At 42.0% G+C, this 19,015-nt stretch carries 18 protein-coding genes; 5 read left to right on the top strand and 13 right to left on the bottom strand.

Annotation, left to right across the window (positions count from 1 at the left end; translation table 11 throughout):
* Position 1: 1 nt before the first annotated feature.
* From DEG18_03235 to DEG18_03265, 7 genes are all read right to left on the bottom strand, one after another.
* The gene (locus DEG18_03235) at positions 2-1,246 is read right to left on the bottom strand and encodes a hypothetical protein (GenBank protein HBX58595.1); all 1,245 of its coding nucleotides are present in this window, start codon (positions 1,244-1,246) and stop codon (positions 2-4) included.
* Between the two features lie 132 nt (positions 1,247-1,378).
* Positions 1,379-2,443, bottom strand: coding sequence for a hypothetical protein (locus DEG18_03240; GenBank protein HBX58596.1), 1,065 nt, complete (start codon positions 2,441-2,443; stop codon positions 1,379-1,381).
* A gap of 111 nt (positions 2,444-2,554) precedes the next feature.
* Positions 2,555-3,445 (bottom strand): protein translocase subunit SecF, encoded by an 891-nt coding sequence (secF, locus tag DEG18_03245; protein HBX58597.1) that lies wholly within the window; start codon positions 3,443-3,445, stop codon positions 2,555-2,557.
* A gap of 4 nt (positions 3,446-3,449) precedes the next feature.
* Complete coding sequence (secD, locus tag DEG18_03250; protein ID HBX58598.1) at positions 3,450-4,772, bottom strand: protein translocase subunit SecD; 1,323 nt, start codon at positions 4,770-4,772, stop codon at positions 3,450-3,452.
* A 148-nt stretch (positions 4,773-4,920) separates the two neighbouring features.
* The gene (locus DEG18_03255; GenBank protein HBX58599.1) at positions 4,921-5,475 is read right to left on the bottom strand and encodes a hypothetical protein; all 555 of its coding nucleotides are present in this window, start codon (positions 5,473-5,475) and stop codon (positions 4,921-4,923) included.
* A 98-nt stretch (positions 5,476-5,573) separates the two neighbouring features.
* Positions 5,574-6,083: a hypothetical protein gene (locus DEG18_03260; GenBank protein HBX58600.1), complete on the bottom strand. Its 510-nt coding sequence runs from the start codon at positions 6,081-6,083 to the stop codon at positions 5,574-5,576.
* A 170-nt stretch (positions 6,084-6,253) separates the two neighbouring features.
* Positions 6,254-7,705 (bottom strand): hypothetical protein, encoded by a 1,452-nt coding sequence (locus DEG18_03265; GenBank protein HBX58601.1) that lies wholly within the window; start codon positions 7,703-7,705, stop codon positions 6,254-6,256.
* Between the two features lie 530 nt (positions 7,706-8,235).
* Here DEG18_03265 and DEG18_03270 point away from each other — a divergent pair.
* Positions 8,236-8,718: a hypothetical protein gene (locus DEG18_03270; GenBank protein ID HBX58602.1), complete on the top strand. Its 483-nt coding sequence runs from the start codon at positions 8,236-8,238 to the stop codon at positions 8,716-8,718.
* 25 nt (positions 8,719-8,743) lie between these two features.
* Complete coding sequence (locus tag DEG18_03275; protein HBX58603.1) at positions 8,744-9,130, top strand: hypothetical protein; 387 nt, start codon at positions 8,744-8,746, stop codon at positions 9,128-9,130.
* A gap of 324 nt (positions 9,131-9,454) precedes the next feature.
* On the opposite strand, the gene DEG18_03280 is transcribed toward DEG18_03275, so the two are convergent.
* From DEG18_03280 to DEG18_03295, 4 genes are read right to left on the bottom strand one after another with little or no spacing between them, the layout of a single operon-like run.
* Positions 9,455-10,207, bottom strand: coding sequence for a hypothetical protein (locus DEG18_03280; protein HBX58604.1), 753 nt, complete (start codon positions 10,205-10,207; stop codon positions 9,455-9,457).
* 39 nt (positions 10,208-10,246) lie between these two features.
* Complete coding sequence (locus DEG18_03285; GenBank protein ID HBX58605.1) at positions 10,247-11,728, bottom strand: hypothetical protein; 1,482 nt, start codon at positions 11,726-11,728, stop codon at positions 10,247-10,249.
* The gene (locus DEG18_03290; protein ID HBX58606.1) at positions 11,725-13,290 is read right to left on the bottom strand and encodes a hypothetical protein; all 1,566 of its coding nucleotides are present in this window, start codon (positions 13,288-13,290) and stop codon (positions 11,725-11,727) included. Before DEG18_03290 ends, DEG18_03285 begins: the two co-directional genes overlap by 4 nt.
* A gap of 9 nt (positions 13,291-13,299) precedes the next feature.
* Positions 13,300-13,812 carry a hypothetical protein gene (locus DEG18_03295; protein ID HBX58607.1) on the bottom strand — a complete coding sequence of 171 codons (513 nt, stop codon included), beginning with the start codon at positions 13,810-13,812 and terminating at the stop codon, positions 13,300-13,302.
* A 56-nt stretch (positions 13,813-13,868) separates the two neighbouring features.
* Between DEG18_03295 and DEG18_03300 the strand changes: the two genes are divergently transcribed.
* Genes DEG18_03300 through DEG18_03310 form a run of 3 tightly spaced genes read left to right on the top strand, consistent with a single transcriptional unit; the run spans position 13,869 to position 16,726 of the window.
* Entirely contained in the window at positions 13,869-14,618 is a 750-nt protein-coding gene (locus tag DEG18_03300; GenBank protein ID HBX58608.1) for a hypothetical protein, read from the top strand.
* Positions 14,619-14,645: 27 nt separating this feature from the next.
* Complete coding sequence (locus tag DEG18_03305) at positions 14,646-15,494, top strand: NAD(P)-dependent oxidoreductase (protein HBX58609.1); 849 nt, start codon at positions 14,646-14,648, stop codon at positions 15,492-15,494.
* Positions 15,422-16,726: a methyltransferase gene (locus DEG18_03310; protein ID HBX58610.1), complete on the top strand. Its 1,305-nt coding sequence runs from the start codon at positions 15,422-15,424 to the stop codon at positions 16,724-16,726. Before DEG18_03305 ends, DEG18_03310 begins: the two co-directional genes overlap by 73 nt.
* A gap of 43 nt (positions 16,727-16,769) precedes the next feature.
* Here the strand turns inward: DEG18_03310 and DEG18_03315 are convergent, their stop codons facing one another.
* Complete coding sequence (locus tag DEG18_03315; GenBank protein ID HBX58611.1) at positions 16,770-18,065, bottom strand: hypothetical protein; 1,296 nt, start codon at positions 18,063-18,065, stop codon at positions 16,770-16,772.
* Between the two features lie 97 nt (positions 18,066-18,162).
* Positions 18,163-18,957: a hypothetical protein gene (locus tag DEG18_03320; protein HBX58612.1), complete on the bottom strand. Its 795-nt coding sequence runs from the start codon at positions 18,955-18,957 to the stop codon at positions 18,163-18,165.
* Between the last annotated feature and the right edge of the window lie 58 nt (positions 18,958-19,015).

The following is a 19,015-nucleotide window of genomic DNA, read 5'->3' on the forward strand; positions in this document are numbered from 1 at the left end:
TTTAAGCTATTGGTAAGTTAATTGGTGGTTCGCCTTTTTTAGCCTCGATTCTCGGTAACGGAGACTCGACTCCTATGTCCGGGAAGTGATATATAGTTGCCAGCTCCTCTACATTCAAAACGTAACTCTTGGCAGCGAACATTCTATTCTTAAACTTTTTGTAGAGCTTCACTTTCTTCTTATGTTCCATCATCGATTTAACGGGCCACTTGCCATCAGGCTTGGTATCGCCATCTATCTTGAATCCATTTAAATTTTGAGATGAGAATTGTTTGAAAGCGCCAGTTATACCAGCCGGCCTGCCCTTATTAAATTTGGGCCTTTCTGCAAAATATATAAATCTTATATTAGCAGAGAAGCCTATCTTAGCAGTGCTCTTGTCTATGGCTTTTATTTGTTCTTGTTTGCCAAACTGAAGCTGAGACATAGTCGTCTCTTTGTCATCTTTTTTCTCGGCAGGCGCACCACCAAATATGAGGCCGTCCAACCACCAAATAAATTTCGTGGACCAATGGCTATCCGCCTTTGGTTTTTTACCCATAAGCTTATCTACTTCTCCTTGGGCAGCCTTAGCCCACTTATCATCAGCAGATTTAATCAAAAGCTGAATCGCCATGACCTCACCCGGTTGAATGATAGACAGAGATTGGGATAAAGACGAAAGAGGATCAATTCTCTTTAGATCGTCTTTGCCGGCATTATCTTCTTCAAACTCTGGATATGTCCTTATTGGGTAAGCATCTGGCTTGGTTAAGATTAACTCGCCAGCGGTTGAATCGAATTCGTCGTTAGGCATAGTGTCTGGATAATCTGCCATATAATCAGGAACTTCGAATATTTCAGCATCTGGATATTGTGCATATATCTGAGACTCCAATAAATTACGATTCGCCTCAAGAGTTCTTATTATAAAACGGATGTCCCCGCCAATACTCACAATCTCGAAAGAGAACCAATCGCCAACCTTCCCCTTCCAAAATCTATCTTTTGGCTTAACCGATGATCCAACCGTGTGTAGCGCCGAAAACATTTGTTCGGTAGCTTTGGGACTTTTTCTTGTCTCCTTGGGGACGCTCAATTGAAGAGTTACCCACTTCATCTTCGCAAGGAAGATCATACGATTATAGCTTTCAAATGAACCAAGAAGAATTGAGAATAAGACCACGGGCATGTATACCCACCAGAAAGAGATGAGGAAACCTAAAACGCCTATCAATAAACTAAGAATTTCTGAAGCTTGATCCATTAATTTCTCATAACTTAGGTACACTAATCGTAAAACATCTTTCTACTATAAGCAAGGAATAGATTGACGATAATTAAACCGCCCCATCCGACAGCTGCCGGATGGGGCGGTTTAGATCAAAATAGTTTAGTTTTAAGCCTCCTTAAGGACATAGTGTCCATCCTCATTTTTCTTGAAAATCTTGGAATCTTGGAGATTAAGTAAAATCGTATTCTCCTTGACCATTCTAGAATCCATCACTTTGGCTACTAGAGCGGCTTTAGGCATAGGCTTACCATGATCCTTTAGTATATCCATCAGAACATCCTTTACGGTACCTGGCTTGTATCCCCACTCATTTAAAGCATACATGCCGCGTCCAACCAAGACAAACCTATTATCTTTTATTAATTCGTTATGTACAGTCTGTACATTGGCCTTCTTGGAATCAAAGCCGTAGCTATTGATAAGTTTGGCAATATCACCAAAATGTTTCGGTAAGCTCTCCTTCTTTAAGACTAAATAGGCTTTGTCGCGAACACCTTTTGGATTTATCTCAGACCAACTTGTCAATCCAACCTGATTAAAAATATTCTGGCTGATATCTTTGTTAACGGATAGAACCAACTCAATGTGTCTGTCGTCGAGTTGCCCCGATTCAAATGCAGTCACGCCGCTTTTCTTCGCTAACTGATAGAAATCATCTCTAGAAACAACCTTGCCTGCCTTTGACAGAGTAGCTATCAATGAAGAGGCGGTATCTTTAAAAGCACCTAGATAATTCTTGTCACTGGCCCAAAGAGCATGGAAGTGATCATTCTCCGGAAATTTGACTAGTTCGTTGTCTAAAGTTAGGGCGAAGACCAATGAGGCGTTCACGGCATTATCGTCTCTTGAGCCACTAAAAGCTTCAAATAAATCTCTTTCTTTAACAATTCCGCCCTGTTCCGAAATGATATTTTTGGCCGTAGAAATATATTTGCTTACTTCACTATTACCAGAAACCGCCTTGGCCATTTGGACTAGGGTAGATTCTTCGATCTGTCTAACTCTTTCTCTGGTAATACCATAGCTCTTACCGATGGATTCTAATGTTTCTTTCTTACCATTTTTTAAACCAAAACGTCGGGTGATAATATCCCTATTTCTGGTAGAAAAACTCTTTACTAGTGAGGCGACCGTTTTATCTATATTGTTGCTGAAATTTGCCTTTTTCATACATCTATAACTCTTTTTAACTCAATGAGTTTTGTTAGTTATTTTCCTTGTTAATTACTGGTTAATTCACAATATCACTATTATTAGATCTAGTCAATAGCTGACCCCTTCTTACGCATGCTTCCTATTGGTCCACCAAACCAGCAGAGGCGAGGCTATAAAAATCGATGAATAAGCCCCTAGAAACACCCCTATTATGAGGGCCAAAGCGAAATACTTAACTGTTTCGCCTCCAAATATGTATATGGCTATCAGGGATAGTAGAGTGGTAAAAGTTGAGTTAAGAGACCTGCTCAACGTCTGCATAATGCTGTGATGCACTGTAGTACCGAAATCCTCCTTTGTCTTACCTCTTATAATATTTTCCCTCACCCTGTCAAACACTACCACCGTATCGGAGACAGAATAGCCCAAGATGGTCAAAGCCGCAGCCACAAATACCGCGCTTATCTCTATGTTATAAAAATGCCCCAATATAGCGAATACTCCAACCGGAATAAAAATATCATGCACTAGAGCTGCGACTGCCGATACGCCCATAGCCCATGGCGAGAGGGTTCTAGATAATTTCCTGAAAACTAGAGCTATGTATATGATCACCGAAATCAAAACTATAATGATAGCGATGATACTCTTACTTTTCAGTTCTTGGCCAATGATCGGTCCGACTGAATCAAATCTCATCTCTTGGAGATCGGCTTTTGGAAAATCTAACTTGATCTTATCCAGTAATTGTTGATGAACATCTTCGGTCAATTCTGAAGATCTAATCATTACTCCATTGCTACCAGCCAAGCTTAAATTAAGCTCCTTTAAGGCGAGCGGCTCGAGGGATTTCTGAATATCTTCGACTTCGGGCCTACCACCCTTGAAATCTAATTCCATGACACTACCACCCTTGAAATCGACGCCAAGCTTCAATCCATAAGAGAATGTCGCGATTATGGCAACTATGGTTATTATGACCGAAAATATGAATACTATTTTATAGATTGGTTTCATGTTTTTAGAAGAGGGATTTTTTATTCTCAAATCTCGGTCCCGTGAAAATTTCTAAGAAGATTCTGCTAATTACGGTCGCCGTAAACAAGCTTGTCAGAACTCCAATACCGAGAGTCAAGGCGAAACCCTTAACGATTGAAGTCGTAAACATGTATAACACCACAGCACCAATTAGAGTTGTCACGTGACCATCTCTTATTGATAGCCAGGCCCTAGAAAAACCCTCGTGAATAGATTGATTTAATGTTCTGCCGGCCTTGAGCTCTTCTCGCATACGGGCGAATATCAGAACATTAGCATCTACGGCCATACCTAATGTGATAATGAATCCTGAGATACCGGCTAGCGTTAAGGTGACTGGCAATAATTTATATATAGATAGTACAATTAGCGTGTAAACTAATAACGCGGCCACGGCAACAAGGCCGGGTAGTCGATAATAAACGATCATGTAAAGTCCGACTAAAATTAGTCCCCACACGCCGGCTGCAAGGCTTTTGGCCAAAGAATCGGCTCCAAGAGAAGAACCAATAGTTTGCTGAGAAATAAGATTAATTGGTACCGGCAATGCACCAGAATTTAATCTAGTAGCAAGCATCTTAGCCTCTTGAGGATTGAATTTACCCGTGATCACGGCCTTGCCGTCTGGAATCTCACTCTGAACTGTTGGGATGCTTATCGGCGTTCCATCTAAATATATTGGGACTACCTTGCCTAAATTTCTCTTGGTTATTTCAGCAAACAATTTTGTGCCTTCGGCGTTAAGTTCTAGGCTAACTTGCGAAGCATAAGTTGTTTGATCGAAAGTAACTTGAGCCCTGGTAAGATGTCTACCATTTAAGCCAGTGCTCTGGAAGGGATCGACATCAAGCATTTTACCCTGCTGTTGTGCAGTAACAATCTCATTATAGTTTATCTTCTGTTCTTTGAATTCTAGAAATGGCGTCTCTCCAATCATTTGGATAGCGGTCTTGACGTCGCTTACACCAGCAAGCTCGACTATCAACCTATCTGCACCACTTACCTGAACCACTGGTTCGGCGACACCGAAATAATTCACTCTTCTCTCTATTACGTCTCTAACTCCTTGCATGGCGTCACTTCTACCAGATGCGTCAATCTTAGATAAGTCAGCCTGATACAAAAGGTGTGTTCCACCAAGCAAATCTAAACCGAGACTAAATGGCTTATCGAAAACCTTATATATACTGAGGTTAGTTTTCTGATTAAATTTATCTATCACCCTATTTACCCCCTGAGGATAAACGAATGCAAACAATACTAGCGATGCGACGATGATGATGATTAACTTGTAAGAGTTTTTCATGTGTACGTTCCGATTAAAACATAGCTATCAAAACAAATCAAGTGGACAATAGCTGGAATTCAACTAATTTCTCTCAACTCCCTCACCAGACAAATAAAAAAGCCAACCGTGCGAAGACAGTTGGCTCTTGTGTTATCCCAGAGTGGGTTTATTCCCATCCTGAATCAAATAAGCCGATACGATATCGAACCTCTCGTAAGGTAAAGCGTACGTTCCTTCTTGCGGGATCCAGAGAAGTTACTCGAATGGACCGTTTGAGATGATCTGTCCTAATGGGATTTTCATTCTCACACCCGCGACACCAACCGTCCGTACCAAATGTAAGAGTCCGCATGGTCCCATCATCATCGTGTTCTACTATCTGAATAGGCTCACCCGGCTCTACCTTGTATACAAAGTCTATCTTTGTTTCTAGTGGGGTTACCCCGTCGATTGTGGTTCGAGGAATCAAGTCCCCGAGCGCGTAACAGGTAGAGTTACATGTCGCAGTCAGGAGTACAAATACCAGAAGGAGAGCAGAGACCAGGCCAAGGATCAGTTTTCCCATGACATCCTCCCTAAGCGCCAAGTGGCGCAAGATGGTTTTGTTTCCTCCTACCAGGTTTTCAGCGGTACTAATTACGCTTATGCTCTTATTTTGGCGTTTTGTCAATAGTGATAGGGCAAAAAAACAACCGCTCTGTCCCGCCAAGCCGAGATTCACGATGGTTACTATATTTCTATGTCGTAATGTAGTTTTCTCATTACGTAATAAAAAAACCAACCGCGAGGGGGCAGTTGGCTATAAGTTCTAGGACGGATTTATTCACACGTGAAGAGGAAGAGACCTTCTTTTATATGACATTCTCGTATAACAAAGTTTACTTCTCTGTCTGGTTCCAAGGAGATGATCCTAACTAGCTCTTTTTTAGGACCAGCTTTTCTGTTGCTAGGGAATCTTTGTCCGTCAACTAACCACGAACCATCTATAAAGTCAGCTGTCCAGGTCGTTCCGTTGTTGCCGATTCCAACTACACGGCATTGGCCATCAGCCTTCTCGAAAGTCCAATTATTGTTGGTTTTGATTTCAGCCGGAGTCCTGGTGACTATTCTCACACGAGCCGGTAGAAATAGCTCATTGAACGAATAGTTGGCAAGATTGCATGTCTCTATGCCCCCAAAGAAGGTTAGCAGGGCTAGAGTTCCGATTAGCAACACGATTGCAGAAAAAATGCCTTTCATTTTCGTTCCTCCTCTTGAGTTTTGAAAGATACTAGTTACATTTGAGCTCTTTTTCGGTATCTTGTCAAGCGCTAGCGTAGCCCTGCCCATAATTCATCATCCGAGGACAAAGCCCACTCGCTTAAGCGAGTGGGCTTTGTGAAATATCGTCTTAGAGGGATGGGCTAAAGCACCATCCCTCTAAGACTCTGTAGTATTAGGAGCGAAAGATCGTAGGAAGCTTTCGACTCTGATCCTCTGAAGTAATTGGGGCGAAGCGCTTATTCTTCAAGTTTTTCTTTTATTTTTCTGGGGCCCTGGTCAACTAGCCACTCCTTGATCAGTTGTGTAGCTCGTACGTCATCCTCGTTATATCTCAGTATTTTCTTCAGAATCTCCGGATCTTGGCTATCAGTCCAATCATTAAACCACACTACAGATTCCGCGCCGCCAGCCTCGGGATCATCCCACTTATATCCTATATATCCGGCAATATCTTTTAACCCATAGAAATAGAGAGGCATAACAACAGAATCGACGACTGCCTCGTGAAGATCTATCGTATTCTCTTTGAATTTGTCCACTAGGGCTTGCGGTGCCCCATATTTTGCTGCCAATCTATTAAACACTTCTTTCTCGTAATAAGCGTAGTGATAGATGACAAAGTCATCTAAGTCAGCCAAGAAGTCTAGAAATTTCTTCCACATCGCTCCCTCCTCGCTTTTATCTTTGGCGAAGCAATATTGATATTTTGGAACTTCATCCGGCTTTTCCGTATTCTTTACTACGAATCCCAAAAGATAATCTAGCCCCTTAAGTGGATCGCTTTCTATGTCAAAATAAACCTCGTTCTTAACAATTGGGAGTCTCGTTTTTCTTAAATATATTGGCTCCTTTGAGACTAATACCTTCGCTTGATTGCTATAGCGAACCAACTTGTCAAACGGCCAATCCTCTAATTTGGACTGCAGATCGTCCACGTCGGCTTTGGCCATCTCTTCAACGGTTCGAATACCTATTTCATACAGTCGCCTCTGATCGGCCTGACTAAGCTTAAAAATCAACGACACGTCGTTGCATCCTTCCGTTTCCGATAAGCACAGTGAGTACCAAGGAGTTCGCTTGCAAGTTCTTTTCAAAAACGGCGCCGGCTTTTCACCGTCAAGTATTTTCTCTATCTGACTAAGAGTCAGATTGAATTGTTCAAGAAAATCGTTAACCATGAACGATCCTTCATTTCCGCGAGGATCGATCATATAGCCTTGCTCTGGCCTAACTCCTTGTAATTTCTCAAGAATCAAGCTGTAGAAAATAAGTTGAAACTTACTCTCGTCTCTTAGATCCAAAGACGATTGAGCATCGTATGCGACATAATACCAATCACCAAGCTCGGATTTCCCAGGTCGAGCCTCGAGCAAATCAGGCATACCCACCCAATCTTCATACATCAAAACGCCATGATATATATTTTTGCCCTGCCTCATTAAATCTAGTGTCGCCATAAACGCTTCGTCTAGATCTCGAAATAGCTCTGGCTTAATGATTTCGAACTTCTTGTGCTCCATCATGACTTTCTCTGAATTCGGAATTTTGCCTTTATAAATTATATCTAAAAGTGGTGGCACCTTCTTGCCCCTCTTAGCATCTTCGTATATATCGAACCATATCCAGTGAGGACATTGAAAGAATTTATAAAAATGATCGGCCGTTATTTTTGGTTTTCGTTGATCCATAATGTTTTTATGATAATGTATTTATCTTCTTCAGTAAAATCGCTCCGCCCCAATCGCTTCATCGGATCAGAGTCGAAAGCAATACTCCGTCTCGCTCATTTCTTTGCACCAATAGTCGTCCGACTCCTGCGGTCGGACGCTATCTAGATTCTCGACCCTCGGAAGATCCTCTCTTTATTTGAATACAATGGCCGCCTTTTTGGCTTCAAAGGCAGCCATTGTATTCGGTAGGATTAAGCCCTCGGGCCTGCGAAACTTGCACGAAGTGAGCGAGACTGCGAGTAATTAATAAAAAGGGATGATTCAAAAATGAATGGAGCTACGCTGAGATGGGGTCGGATTACAATTTATACTTGCAATCCTTCGCTTAGTTTAGAAGGGCGCCTTTGAGGCCGAAAAGGCGCCCTTCGGGAGACTATTGATGGATCTGAGTGTGGCCTTTTGGCCCTCTTGCCAAGGCTCATGTATTTATTGTATAATATGTGGGTACGTTAACAACTCTTCAGTTAGACTGCGAACAAGGAGAAAACATGCCCGTCGAGACTATGATTCTTTTTCTTTTAGCTGGACTACTAGGATATCTAGTATTTAAATTTGGGAATGTCGATGACCCTCTACCATATCTGGTCGGAGTCGTCGCAGTCATATTCTTGTTGACTGGGATTGACTCATGCCGAGCATATTTCCGCAATGATGCCGAAACCATCGCCGCTGAGCATGCCGGCCACGAGGCCCTGCACACTCAGATTGAGAATGATCTGCTCGGAGCCGAGCCTGGAGACATTCTGGAGAGCTCCGGCGCGCGAAGAATGTTTGTCGTCCAACGACAGACACCTGCCACCATCGGGATTCGACCGATCTTCGACGGTTCGGAACTTCAAGAGACGCCCCGACTATCAGCCTTGATCTTGGCCCACACCAAGGTCATCAAATTCGGTACTCCCGAACACGCCGCGGCCCTCGAAGCCGAAGCCGCCGACAAATTCTCATACTACCACGGCAAACCACGCTAACTCCAATCCAAGAAAGAAGGAGCTCATGAAACAGAAGACGTTCATGAAATGGATGGTTGTTGCTGCATTCCTCATGCTGATCAGTGTCGTCATGATCATCTTCATGCCGCTACAAACGGCCGAGGAGAAGCAGGCGGCCATCGACGCCAAACGAGCGCAGCAAGCCCAGCTGATCGCCGACCGAGAAGCCAACGAGCAGAAAGTCGAAGCCGAGCGTATCAAGCAAGGTCGGCAAAACAACGCCGATGACGTGGTTCGAAGCATTTACTACGTGCAAGATCCCAGGACCACGCCGCCAACCTGCTTCGCTCATCGCTCAGTCTCCAGCCAGTGGACCGGCGGACCCGCTCTGGCCACCGTCTCCTGCGAAGCGATCCCGCCGAATCTGCTCGTCATCGCCAACGCGAAGTGAGCCCCCCCCCGCCACTCGACCCGCCATGTCTCCCCCCGAGACCTCTGGTGGGTCTTTTCTTTTTAAAAAATAATCAAGCGTAGCTCTATTCATTTTTGAAATCTCCGCAGACAAGCCAAGAATAGGAGATTGGAAAAGCATTAGTCCAAAACAACAGGTCGAGGGCAATACAATCATTAAGGAAGAAGGCCTCCCACTAAGTGGGAGGCCTTCTTTAAATGATAGTGCGAGGGTTACCTATTGTTTTGGCCTACTAATGCTTTTCTGTATCGACTAGACTTGGCGTAGTCGAGGACAAGATGAAAAAATGGATGGGGCGGAGAGTTACTCTTCTGGTATCAAGACAAAATCCTTATCCTGCTCCACGGCATGTATAACATGCCCACCATGTTCAATCGCCGCATCAACATAATTACAATGCTTACAATCTATTGCTGACACCGGAGACTTGGTTTGTCTCGCAGTTTTTACCGCCCGCTCGAATACATCTGCCACCCAAGTCGGATCAACGGTAATATCTTTTATCTCCTCGTTGAAATTCAATTTGTAGTCAAACCTATCGGGAGTCTTATCGACGATAAAGAAGTGAAAGTAGGCCTTACCAATTGTCTTATAACCATTCATATCGAGCAAATGCGTATAGGTATCCATCTGCTTCTGATAGTCGTCGTAAATGTGCGGCTCCCTTGATCCTGTTGACTTGTAATCAATGACTGCCAGAGAACCATCAGAAAATTCTAGGATATCATCCACGGCTCCATAAAGCATGGCATTAAGACTTTCGTCAAAATATTGGATACCTACAAAATTTTCGCGCCACGTAGAAAGTTTGGGATCGCTGAATAGTTTAGCGTCGAGGCCAAGTTTTGCAAATGCCGGTGGCAATACACCCTGAGCACGATATTGGTCGAACTCTTTCTTAACTAAAAAATCCACCGCCGAAGAAAGCGTGTACGGAAAAGATGGCGGTCTTTTTATTTTGTGTTTATTATCCAACCAAAAGCACCTTGGACATTCCAAAAATAATTTCAGACCGCTGCGAGATATTTTTAAATAATTTTGTATTGGTGACATCATTGAGAATCATATCCTTTATTGATGCAAATTAAAAGTCGATCAAATGCCTTCGTAAATCGTAATCTTGCCAATCCAAGAGCCCATATGAGGATCTCTGGGGATAATCTCATCCATCTTCTTCAAATTGCTATCCAATAAATCTACAACATTTGGGGATATGGCGTCGTCGTGTGTAAATAAAAAAATCTTACCAGCTTTGACGCTTTTTATTTTATCTAAAAGGTTTTCTAATTCATAGTTTAATTTGACCCCATCTTTCTCCAATGCTTGTATCGGGCCAAGGGAATCTGGTCTCTGTGACATTCCCTCTGGAAAATAGATTATTTTCGGATCGTAGCCCAGATTCATTCTTCGGGTGTAATAAATAAAATTAGCGTTAGACAAACCATAAAGAATGTAATAATCATTCTTACCGGACGCATTCACGGCATTCTGGATAATCTCCTTGTCGTTGTCTTTCCATTCTTTGGTCATTGCTCCCCTATCAAATACATTCTGGAAGGTGAACAAAACCAACAGGATAGATACACTCGCTTGCCAGCGCCTATCATCAATTCTAGATATAATGTAGGCCACTAAAATAATAAAAAATGGTAAGGCGACAATCTCTCTTCGTCCAGGAGTGTATATGGGAATAAATTGAGATATTAAAAATGCAGATACGATTGGAACGATAAAAAGACAGCCCAATATTTTGGCCTTTAGAGCCTCAACGTTTCTAAACAAGAACGCACCGGATATACCCACTAAGATTGCCAAGGACACTATCAGCCATTGACCAGTAGCAAAATAAGACAAACTTTCACGGAGCATGGATAAATTAGCTGGACCTATAAATTCTCCAGATTCATAATTATTAAATTTTAATATATATATCAGCCCCCAGGGCAAAAAAAGTAATCCCTGAGCAAACATCGCCCAGAGCACCTTCCAATTTTTTCTATCTGTTATCAATAAAATCACTACTTGCGACAAGAAGACGAGTACGAACCAATAATTTGTATACAAGCCCATCAGGCCGAAGATAATGTACCAAAGAGCATACTTCCACTTGAATCCCTGAAGCAATTTATATAAGAAATATGACGACGCCACGGATAAAAACGCCATAAGGCTATAGGGTCGTACTTGCTTGGCATAGAAAATTAGAAAATAATTCGAAAACCAAAGGACAAGAGAAATATATCCGGTTTTTTTCCCTCCGATATCTCTAGCCAATAGATACACAAATAAACCGCCGAAAATGAAAAATAGTGCGGATACTAATCGAAGAACCGCCTCCGTATCACCAAAAACAATCCTGATCGTCTTAACAATAAAGTAATACAAGGGCGGATGAGCTCCGCTAACTAAGAGATCCGAGATCATTACGTCGTTGGCTTGATACGTAAAATTAACAGCCATAGACTCATCTATCCAAAATACTGGGAATGGAACAGACAGGGCCAAGATGGATATCCCAACCAAAAATATAGCAGAGACTATCACCCACTCTTGTTTTAATCTAAATAGTAACTTCATAAACTCTTTTTAACGAAGAGCATAAGGCTCACATCATCATTTGGATTAGTATCGGGTCCGTCTACCCAGTAACCATCACGATCGTCCAGCCATACGTAGCTACCGACCAGATCATAAGACTTCTCAATAAAGGAAAAAGATTTTTTAACAAATTCTTCTGATATCGTCTGGCCAAGAAGCCCGCTATAAGGCCTCAAAGACAGTACGATTGCCCTGGGATTATTCTTATATAAATCATTGAGAACTTCTTCTTGGTACTCTTTAGCTTTTATCGTATTCAGGGTCAGGGGGAAAGTAACATTAAAACGAATATCGCTTGATCGATTAGAATAAGAATATATCTGAGATTCAGACCCAAGAACAAAAACATTATCTTCTGGCTTCGAGATGGCAGCGAGCTTATCGGCAACCAACCTAGATTCAACGAATGGGTTGTGCTTCGTATATATCTCCAGATTCAAATCTCTCGGGGACAAGAATAACAATTTTTGGGATGGGGCGAGCATTACGACGATCATTGATACCAATATTCCTATCGATAGCCCCGTCTTATGATTACCACCATGGCGCGACATGAGTGCATCAAAGCTGATTCCACAAATCATCATGAGGAATGGCATCAGAACGATATAATAGTGCCCAAACGCCAAGAATGGCACATTATAAACAGAAACAAGTACTGCAAGTAAGCACGCTAAGTAGAACCACCATCTCTCGGGCCTAATTAAAATAAAAACGATAAACAAAACTGCCAAGAATGGCCAATGCAATAAAAAGGACTTAACGTATTCGAATAAATTGGTCAGGGAGTAGCCATACTGAGCCACATAATAGCTATTGAAGACGACTACCTCTTGCCAGAAATACTTCCAGGCACCACCTCGAATTATCGGCAACATAATGAGCATGGCCGTACCGACTCCGCCCAGCAAGATAATCCCAACTCTACTAATTGATTTAGGCCAGGAATTTTTCCTCACAAACTCCACCAACCAGATGATAAAAATTAGTGCGACAATTGGAACAACTATGGGCTTAAACATTATCGAGACCGCAGCCAATATCCCGGCCGCCAGCCAAGGCCATTTGTCGTTTTTATCTCTAAAATAAATATATACGGCAACTAAGCCCAGCAGTGGCAGAATTAAAAACTTCTCCGTATTGGCGGCAAACGGCGAAAGTGAAATAAAATAAAAAGTTGTTGCAGTTAGCCAGCTAGCAGCCAGACCCGCCAAAACAGAAAATTCTTTCCTAAGAATTAAAAAGATAAGCAGAAGCGATATATATACGAATATAAACGCCAGAACACGAGGAGCCCACAAAGAATTTCCGCCAATAGTTTGGGCTAGCATATACACATAAACAATAAGTGGTGGCTTCTGAAGAAACGAATCCTTGTATGGTAGCTCCCCCTGGCGCATCAGTTGAGCGGCATAAGCATATTCGCCCTCATCCCTCTCAAAGGGCATGTTAAAACTGTTCCAGCTAAGTATAGCCAAATAGATAAATAGACATGCGAAGGTTAACCCTAGGAAAAGTTTTTTATTTCCAGCTAGCCGCATCCCAGTTCTTTATTTAAATTTAGCAACAAATTCAGATATCCTATCCCAGGCTTCTTTAGTCTCGATATCTTCGGGTGATATATCTAGCTGCTCCTTGAAGTCTGGAGACCAAGACGGATATCGATAGATCAAAACAAGTGCCTGCTCTTTACCTATATTTTTTATGCCATGAGGGCACCCCCGAGGAACAAAGACTGTCTTGAAATCGTCATCGCCCATCTTAATCTCTTTTTTGATCTTTCTACTTTTATACACGATCTCTTTAATCTTACCCTTCAAACAAGTCACGTAATAATCCGAAGCCGCATGGAGATGATATCCCTTGAATAAGCCCGGATCGGCAACGGTCATATAAGCTTGGCCATTCAGGTGCCCAGTAAATCCATCTCGATCGCTAATAACCTCAAGGACCCAGCCATTGGCCTTTTTTGATTTCGGATCAAATGTAACGACCTTCTTACACTCCTTAATCCCGATTGTTTTTTTATTACTCTTCTTCTTGCTAAATTGATTAGGTAGCATACAATAAATCTTATACAAATCGCCGAAATAATAAAAGTCTTATCCATTTGACGGCCATGAACCAAAATAAAAAAATAACCGCTATATTCATAGCCTACAGGGCAGTCACAACACTAGAAGAATTCTACAATGCGTTCCCTAAAGAACTTTTTGACGAAATAATATTAGTCGATGATCAATCTAAAGACGGGACATTTGAACTAGCTAAAAATCTTGGCATTCAATCGTATCAAACCGAAACCAATCTTGGCTACGGAGGAAATCTCAAGAAAACTCTGTGTCTAGCCCTAGATCATGGAGCAGATATAATAGTCGACCTCCATCCCGATGGAGAATATAAGCCTTCGGCTATTTTGCCAGCTCTGCAAGAGATAGACAACGGTGCCGAGTTTATTTTGGGCAATAGATTCCAAGATATCAACAAGACATTAAAAAGCGGTATGTACTTTTGGAAAATTCTGCCTATACTTTTACTGAACTGGATAGACAAAACGATCCTGGGTTTACCGATAAACGACGTCCATCAGGGATTCAGAGTGTACACTCGTAGCATGTTGGAGAAAATAGATTTTTTGGATAACTCCAACGACTATCTTTTCAGTTTTGAGCTTATTGCCCAGGCCGCATTTAAGAAATGTAGGTTCGCACAAGTACCAGTTGAGACAAGCTACACTGGCGAAAAACGCGGAGCTAGCTTAAAAAACAGCGTTAAGTATTCCCTTAAAACGTTTAGAGTTCTTATTCTCTTCATACTAGCTAAGATAGGAATTCGGACTAGACTTTTCAAAAACCCTTCTAAAGAATAGGTCCTACCCTATTTCGTATACTTAGACATGTCAAAAAAAATACCTAAAACCATAATTACCGGAGGAGATGGGATAGTCGGATCATATTTTAATTTTGGCATTAAAACTGATCAGAAAGATTTAGATATCACCGATCTACCAGAAACTCTGCGAGTTATAAAAAAACACAAACCAAAGATTATAATTCACCTCGCCGCTGAAACAAATCTGGATAAGTGCGAGCAGGATCCTCAACACGCTTATTTCGTAAATTCAATCGGGACATATAACATCGCCTTAGCCGCGAAAGAAGTAGGGGCTAAATTAATATATCTGTCCACGAGTGCAGTCTTTGACGGAGTGAAGGGATCATATTCAAAAAAAGATATTTCAAGCCCACAGAATTATTACGGCCGATCTAAGCACTTAGGAGAGGTCATGATACAAGGCATTCTTAAAGACCATCTCATTATTCGAGCCTGCTGGGTATTTGGCGGAGGACCGGCCAAAGATCATAAATTCGTGGGTAAGATAATCAGACAAATTGATAGTCCCAAGATATACGCCCTAAACGATACCTACGGGTCGCCAACCTATGCAAAGGACTTAGTAAAAGAGATCTCGTCTCTTATAATAAAAAATGCCAAGGGAATCGTTCACGTCGCAAACAAGGGTAGAGCCAGCAGATATGACATGGTAAAACTAATAACCAAGGCGATTAACCCTAAAATAAAAGCAGTCGGGGTTAAGTCAAGTTTTTTCAAACTGCCTGCGAAAAGAGGTAGGGACGAATCAATTATTTCGAGCGCTGCTAATATGCGCTCATGGCAAGAAGCCTTAGAAGAATATATATCAGCGGAATGGGGCCCACATCTAAAAACAAAAACGTCCGATTAATGTCGCCAAAATTTACAGAAAAACTTAATTGTAGAGTCTGCGATTCTCAAAATTTTACTGAGATTCTGAATCTTGGGCAGATGCCCATGGCTAATGCTTTCCGATCAAAAGAGAATCTAGAAAAACCTGAATTGAAATTCCCGTTATCTTTGCGATTTTGCAGAAATTGCTCTTTGGTTCAATTAGCCCACACAGTGAACCCAAAACTGCTATTCGAAAACTACAGCTATTTAACCTCGGCTAGTAAGCCGTTGGCCGATCACTTTGTAGAATTAGCCAAGGATTTGGCAAAAAAATATGTCCACAGCGAAGACGACTTAGTGGTTGAGATAGGAAGTAATGATGGGGTGCTCCTAGAAGCTATAAAAGACAAGTGCCATGTCTTAGGAATCGAGCCGGCTAAAAATGTTTGCGCCCTCTCGACCAAACGAGGCGTTGAAACTCTATGCAATTTCTTCGATTCCCGACTTGCGATAAGAATATCTAAAGAATATGGCCAAGCGAAAGTTATTATCGCCAATAACGTCGTGGCCCACATTGATAACGCGAAAGATCTAGTCGAGGGAGTAAAAAAGCTAATGTCCAATGATGGCGTTTTTGTTTTCGAAGTTCATTGGGTCGGAAATCTAATTGGGAAAGGTGGATTTGATCAGATTTATCACGAGCATCTCTCATATTTCTCTTTGCATGCTATTCAGCAACTATGCAAACGCTCTGGTCTCAAGCTTGTGGATGCTAAGCTCGTCCCGATTCACGGAGAATCACTACAATGCCATATTAAAATAAAAGGCAAACCAAGTGCGGCTGTAAAAAATATACTCAATAAAGAAAAAAGGTTGGGATTACATAAAATTACAACCTACCGCAAATTCGGCGAGAAAGTCGAAAAAAGTAAAAAACAGCTTTGCCAAATTCTAAATGAGATTAAGAAGAATGAGAAAACCGTAATTGGATATGGGGCACCGGCGAAAGGCAATACATTACTGAATTATTTCGGTATCGGTCCAAAATCCATAGACTACATAATCGACACCACGTCCTTTAAACAGGGCATGTTCACTCCCGGTGCTAAAATTCAAATTATGCACCCGAATAAGATCCAAGAGAAAAAGCCGGACTACGTACTTCTTCTCTCATGGAATTATGCCAAAGAGATACTAGAGAAAGAGAAAACCCTTCGAGCCTCTGGTGTTAAGTTCATCATTCCAGTCCCTCACGTAAGAATTATCTAGTCCATAATTCTCCGAATGCTTTTGTCTACATAAAAAGCCGGCGTTAAGCCGGCCTAATCAACACTCGGACATATTCCTTAGTGAAATATTTATTAGCCACATTCCGTAAGCTATTTCGAGTGACTCTGGCAAACCTTTCTTTGAAAGAATTTAGATGCTTCATATCTTTGTCGCCATTCGCAGCTGCGGCCATGATCAAGTGAGCTAAAATATCGGGATAACTCTTAAAGGCCACCAGCGGTTGAAATCTTGCAGCGCTTCTAAATCCTTCGAAAACCTCCTTACTCACAAGTTCTTCCCTCAGCCTTGCAAACTCTTGCAAGATGATCGTCTCGCAATATTTAATATACTCTTCGCTTCTAGAAGCCACTTCGGCCACAATTAGACCGTGAACAAAACTCCTATCGGTATCGACTGGAGTATGGTAAACGCCATTCCTAAAGATACGATTTGCCTCTCTCAATAAAATAATGAGGCGGTATTTTAGAATCTCTGCGAGTATGTCCAGTGCTAGCCCATCCTCCGAGAAATAGGTCTCCGTTGGGAATCCAACTGCCAAAAGATGATGCCGCATATTGTCTGGCATAGGCATGACTTCAACGTTAGATCTAGTAGAGCCTATCCTTGGAAAATCATCAGAATGATCATAGTCAAGAATTGGCTGGCTACCGTTAGGTAGAAATTTAAGATAGCGACTGCCCAACTCAAGGGCCGTATTCTTATCCGGGCCCAAGGCGACAAAAAACATATTCCTAGCCACATAATAACGCCTAACGAATGCTCTAACGTCTGCCAAAGTCGCCGTCTCAACTTCGTTCATATAGCCATCGATGGGGTGCCGAATCGGATTGCTCGTATAGACGGCCTTATACAACGAAGATTGCAGCAGATCTCCAGGCGAAGAGCCAGTTAATGCGCTCTCTTGATTTATGGCCGCCTTCTCTATGCTCAAACCATCTTCTGATAATATGCCATCTTTCAAAAGACTAAAAAACATATCTAGAGCCTTAATCAAATTGCCCTTGGATTCAACCATAGTGGTGCCAAAAGTCGTGCAGACGTGATCTACTGATATGTCACAAGCCGATAGGCCGCCTAGAATTATATGAATGATTTTATAGACATCATCGACGCTATATTTTTTCGATTCTCGCCCCTTCATATGCTCAACAAGATGAGCTAGGCCACGAAGTGGCCTCTTGCCAGATACATTACCTTGCGGATCGTAAATAGACCCCGCCCTTACGCATGTAGCTCCAAGATGAGTTGAGCTTGTTGGATCGTACTGACTATAGACCATCGCGCCATTATCTAGCTCTTGCGGAATGACCAGTCGCATATCCACCTCTTTTCAACGTACATGAGAATAAAATACAGAAAATAAAAGCCGCGGTCAATAAATGGCCGCGGCTTTTCTGATATCCAGCAATATCTAGTTAATATAATTTAATGTTATATTGGTCCATCATCAGCTTGCCATTCTTGCCAAGCTCTGGATGGCCCTTATAGATTGTAACGCCGCAATTTATGGGCTTATCATTCTCGTCTACCTCTATGAATTTCTCCCTATCCCACCTTTCAAGATTAGCCCTCAGAGACAACAAAGTTAAGTGGTGAGAAACTACCAGAACATTTTCGCCTGCATGCTCCCTAATAAGGGTCTCGACGAAACTTCTCGCCCTATCACGAACATCAGACTTATTCTCGCCATTTAAGAACTTATACTCATAGTCGCCCTCCATCCTAAATAGTGCCGCTTGCTCGGGCTGTAGCACAATATAGACTCGCCAATCGTTATATACGGTAGATAGTCCATGCTCCTGCTCTCTAATTCTTTCCTCGACCACAACTCTAACGTCCTTGAGTAGCTGACATCCACTAGTTAGGGCATCTAGCGTCTGCCTAGTCCTTATGAAAGGTGAGACATATACGATATCTGGGCGAGCTATAACACTCGAAAGCTTCTTGGCTGTTTCATTAGCTTGCCTAACTCCATCTTTGGTCAGGGGTGTGGCGTAGTCACTTACATTAACTTTAAACTTATTAAATATTGATCTAGCCAGGCTAGCAAGTTTTTCACTCGGCCACTTGGCGATGTCAAAATTGTCATATTCTTCATCAAAAACTGCCTTAAATTCCAGATAGAGAGAGTCTTCGTTTTTGTTTTTCTTAAGAATGTTATACGCCGACTCGCCGTGTCTTATAAAAGTTAATGATTGAGGCCATTTCATACCCTAAGCTTATCTTTTAATAAAAATATTATCAATTTCTAGAGTTCAGACTCCTTCT

The sequence above is a fragment of the Candidatus Yanofskybacteria bacterium genome (assembly GCA_003514055.1).
Lineage (GTDB): Bacteria > Patescibacteriota > Minisyncoccia > 2-02-FULL-40-12 > GWA2-44-9 > UBA12115.

Excerpts from the sequence above, each read along its gene's own strand:
- DEG18_03290 (HBX58606.1), bottom strand. The coding sequence starts at position 13,290 with ATGCGGCTAGCTGGAAATAAAAAACTTTTCCTAGGGTTAACCTTCGCA.
- DEG18_03235 (HBX58595.1), bottom strand. The coding sequence starts at position 1,246 with ATGGATCAAGCTTCAGAAATTCTTAGTTTATTGATAGGCGTTTTAGGT.
- DEG18_03300 (HBX58608.1), top strand. The coding sequence starts at position 13,869 with ATGAACCAAAATAAAAAAATAACCGCTATATTCATAGCCTACAGGGCA.
- DEG18_03315 (HBX58611.1), bottom strand. The coding sequence starts at position 18,065 with ATGCGACTGGTCATTCCGCAAGAGCTAGATAATGGCGCGATGGTCTAT.
- DEG18_03285 (HBX58605.1), bottom strand. The coding sequence starts at position 11,728 with ATGAAGTTACTATTTAGATTAAAACAAGAGTGGGTGATAGTCTCTGCT.
- DEG18_03280 (HBX58604.1), bottom strand. The coding sequence starts at position 10,207 with ATGATGTCACCAATACAAAATTATTTAAAAATATCTCGCAGCGGTCTG.
- DEG18_03240 (HBX58596.1), bottom strand. The coding sequence starts at position 2,443 with ATGAAAAAGGCAAATTTCAGCAACAATATAGATAAAACGGTCGCCTCA.
- DEG18_03320 (HBX58612.1), bottom strand. The coding sequence starts at position 18,957 with ATGAAATGGCCTCAATCATTAACTTTTATAAGACACGGCGAGTCGGCG.
- secD (HBX58598.1), bottom strand. The coding sequence starts at position 4,772 with ATGAAAAACTCTTACAAGTTAATCATCATCATCGTCGCATCGCTAGTA.
- DEG18_03260 (HBX58600.1), bottom strand. The coding sequence starts at position 6,083 with ATGGGCAGGGCTACGCTAGCGCTTGACAAGATACCGAAAAAGAGCTCA.
- secF (HBX58597.1), bottom strand. The coding sequence starts at position 3,445 with ATGAAACCAATCTATAAAATAGTATTCATATTTTCGGTCATAATAACC.
- DEG18_03305 (HBX58609.1), top strand. The coding sequence starts at position 14,646 with ATGTCAAAAAAAATACCTAAAACCATAATTACCGGAGGAGATGGGATA.
- DEG18_03270 (HBX58602.1), top strand. The coding sequence starts at position 8,236 with ATGCCCGTCGAGACTATGATTCTTTTTCTTTTAGCTGGACTACTAGGA.
- DEG18_03265 (HBX58601.1), bottom strand. The coding sequence starts at position 7,705 with ATGGATCAACGAAAACCAAAAATAACGGCCGATCATTTTTATAAATTC.
- DEG18_03295 (HBX58607.1), bottom strand. The coding sequence starts at position 13,812 with ATGCTACCTAATCAATTTAGCAAGAAGAAGAGTAATAAAAAAACAATC.
- DEG18_03310 (HBX58610.1), top strand. The coding sequence starts at position 15,422 with ATGGCAAGAAGCCTTAGAAGAATATATATCAGCGGAATGGGGCCCACA.
- DEG18_03275 (HBX58603.1), top strand. The coding sequence starts at position 8,744 with ATGAAACAGAAGACGTTCATGAAATGGATGGTTGTTGCTGCATTCCTC.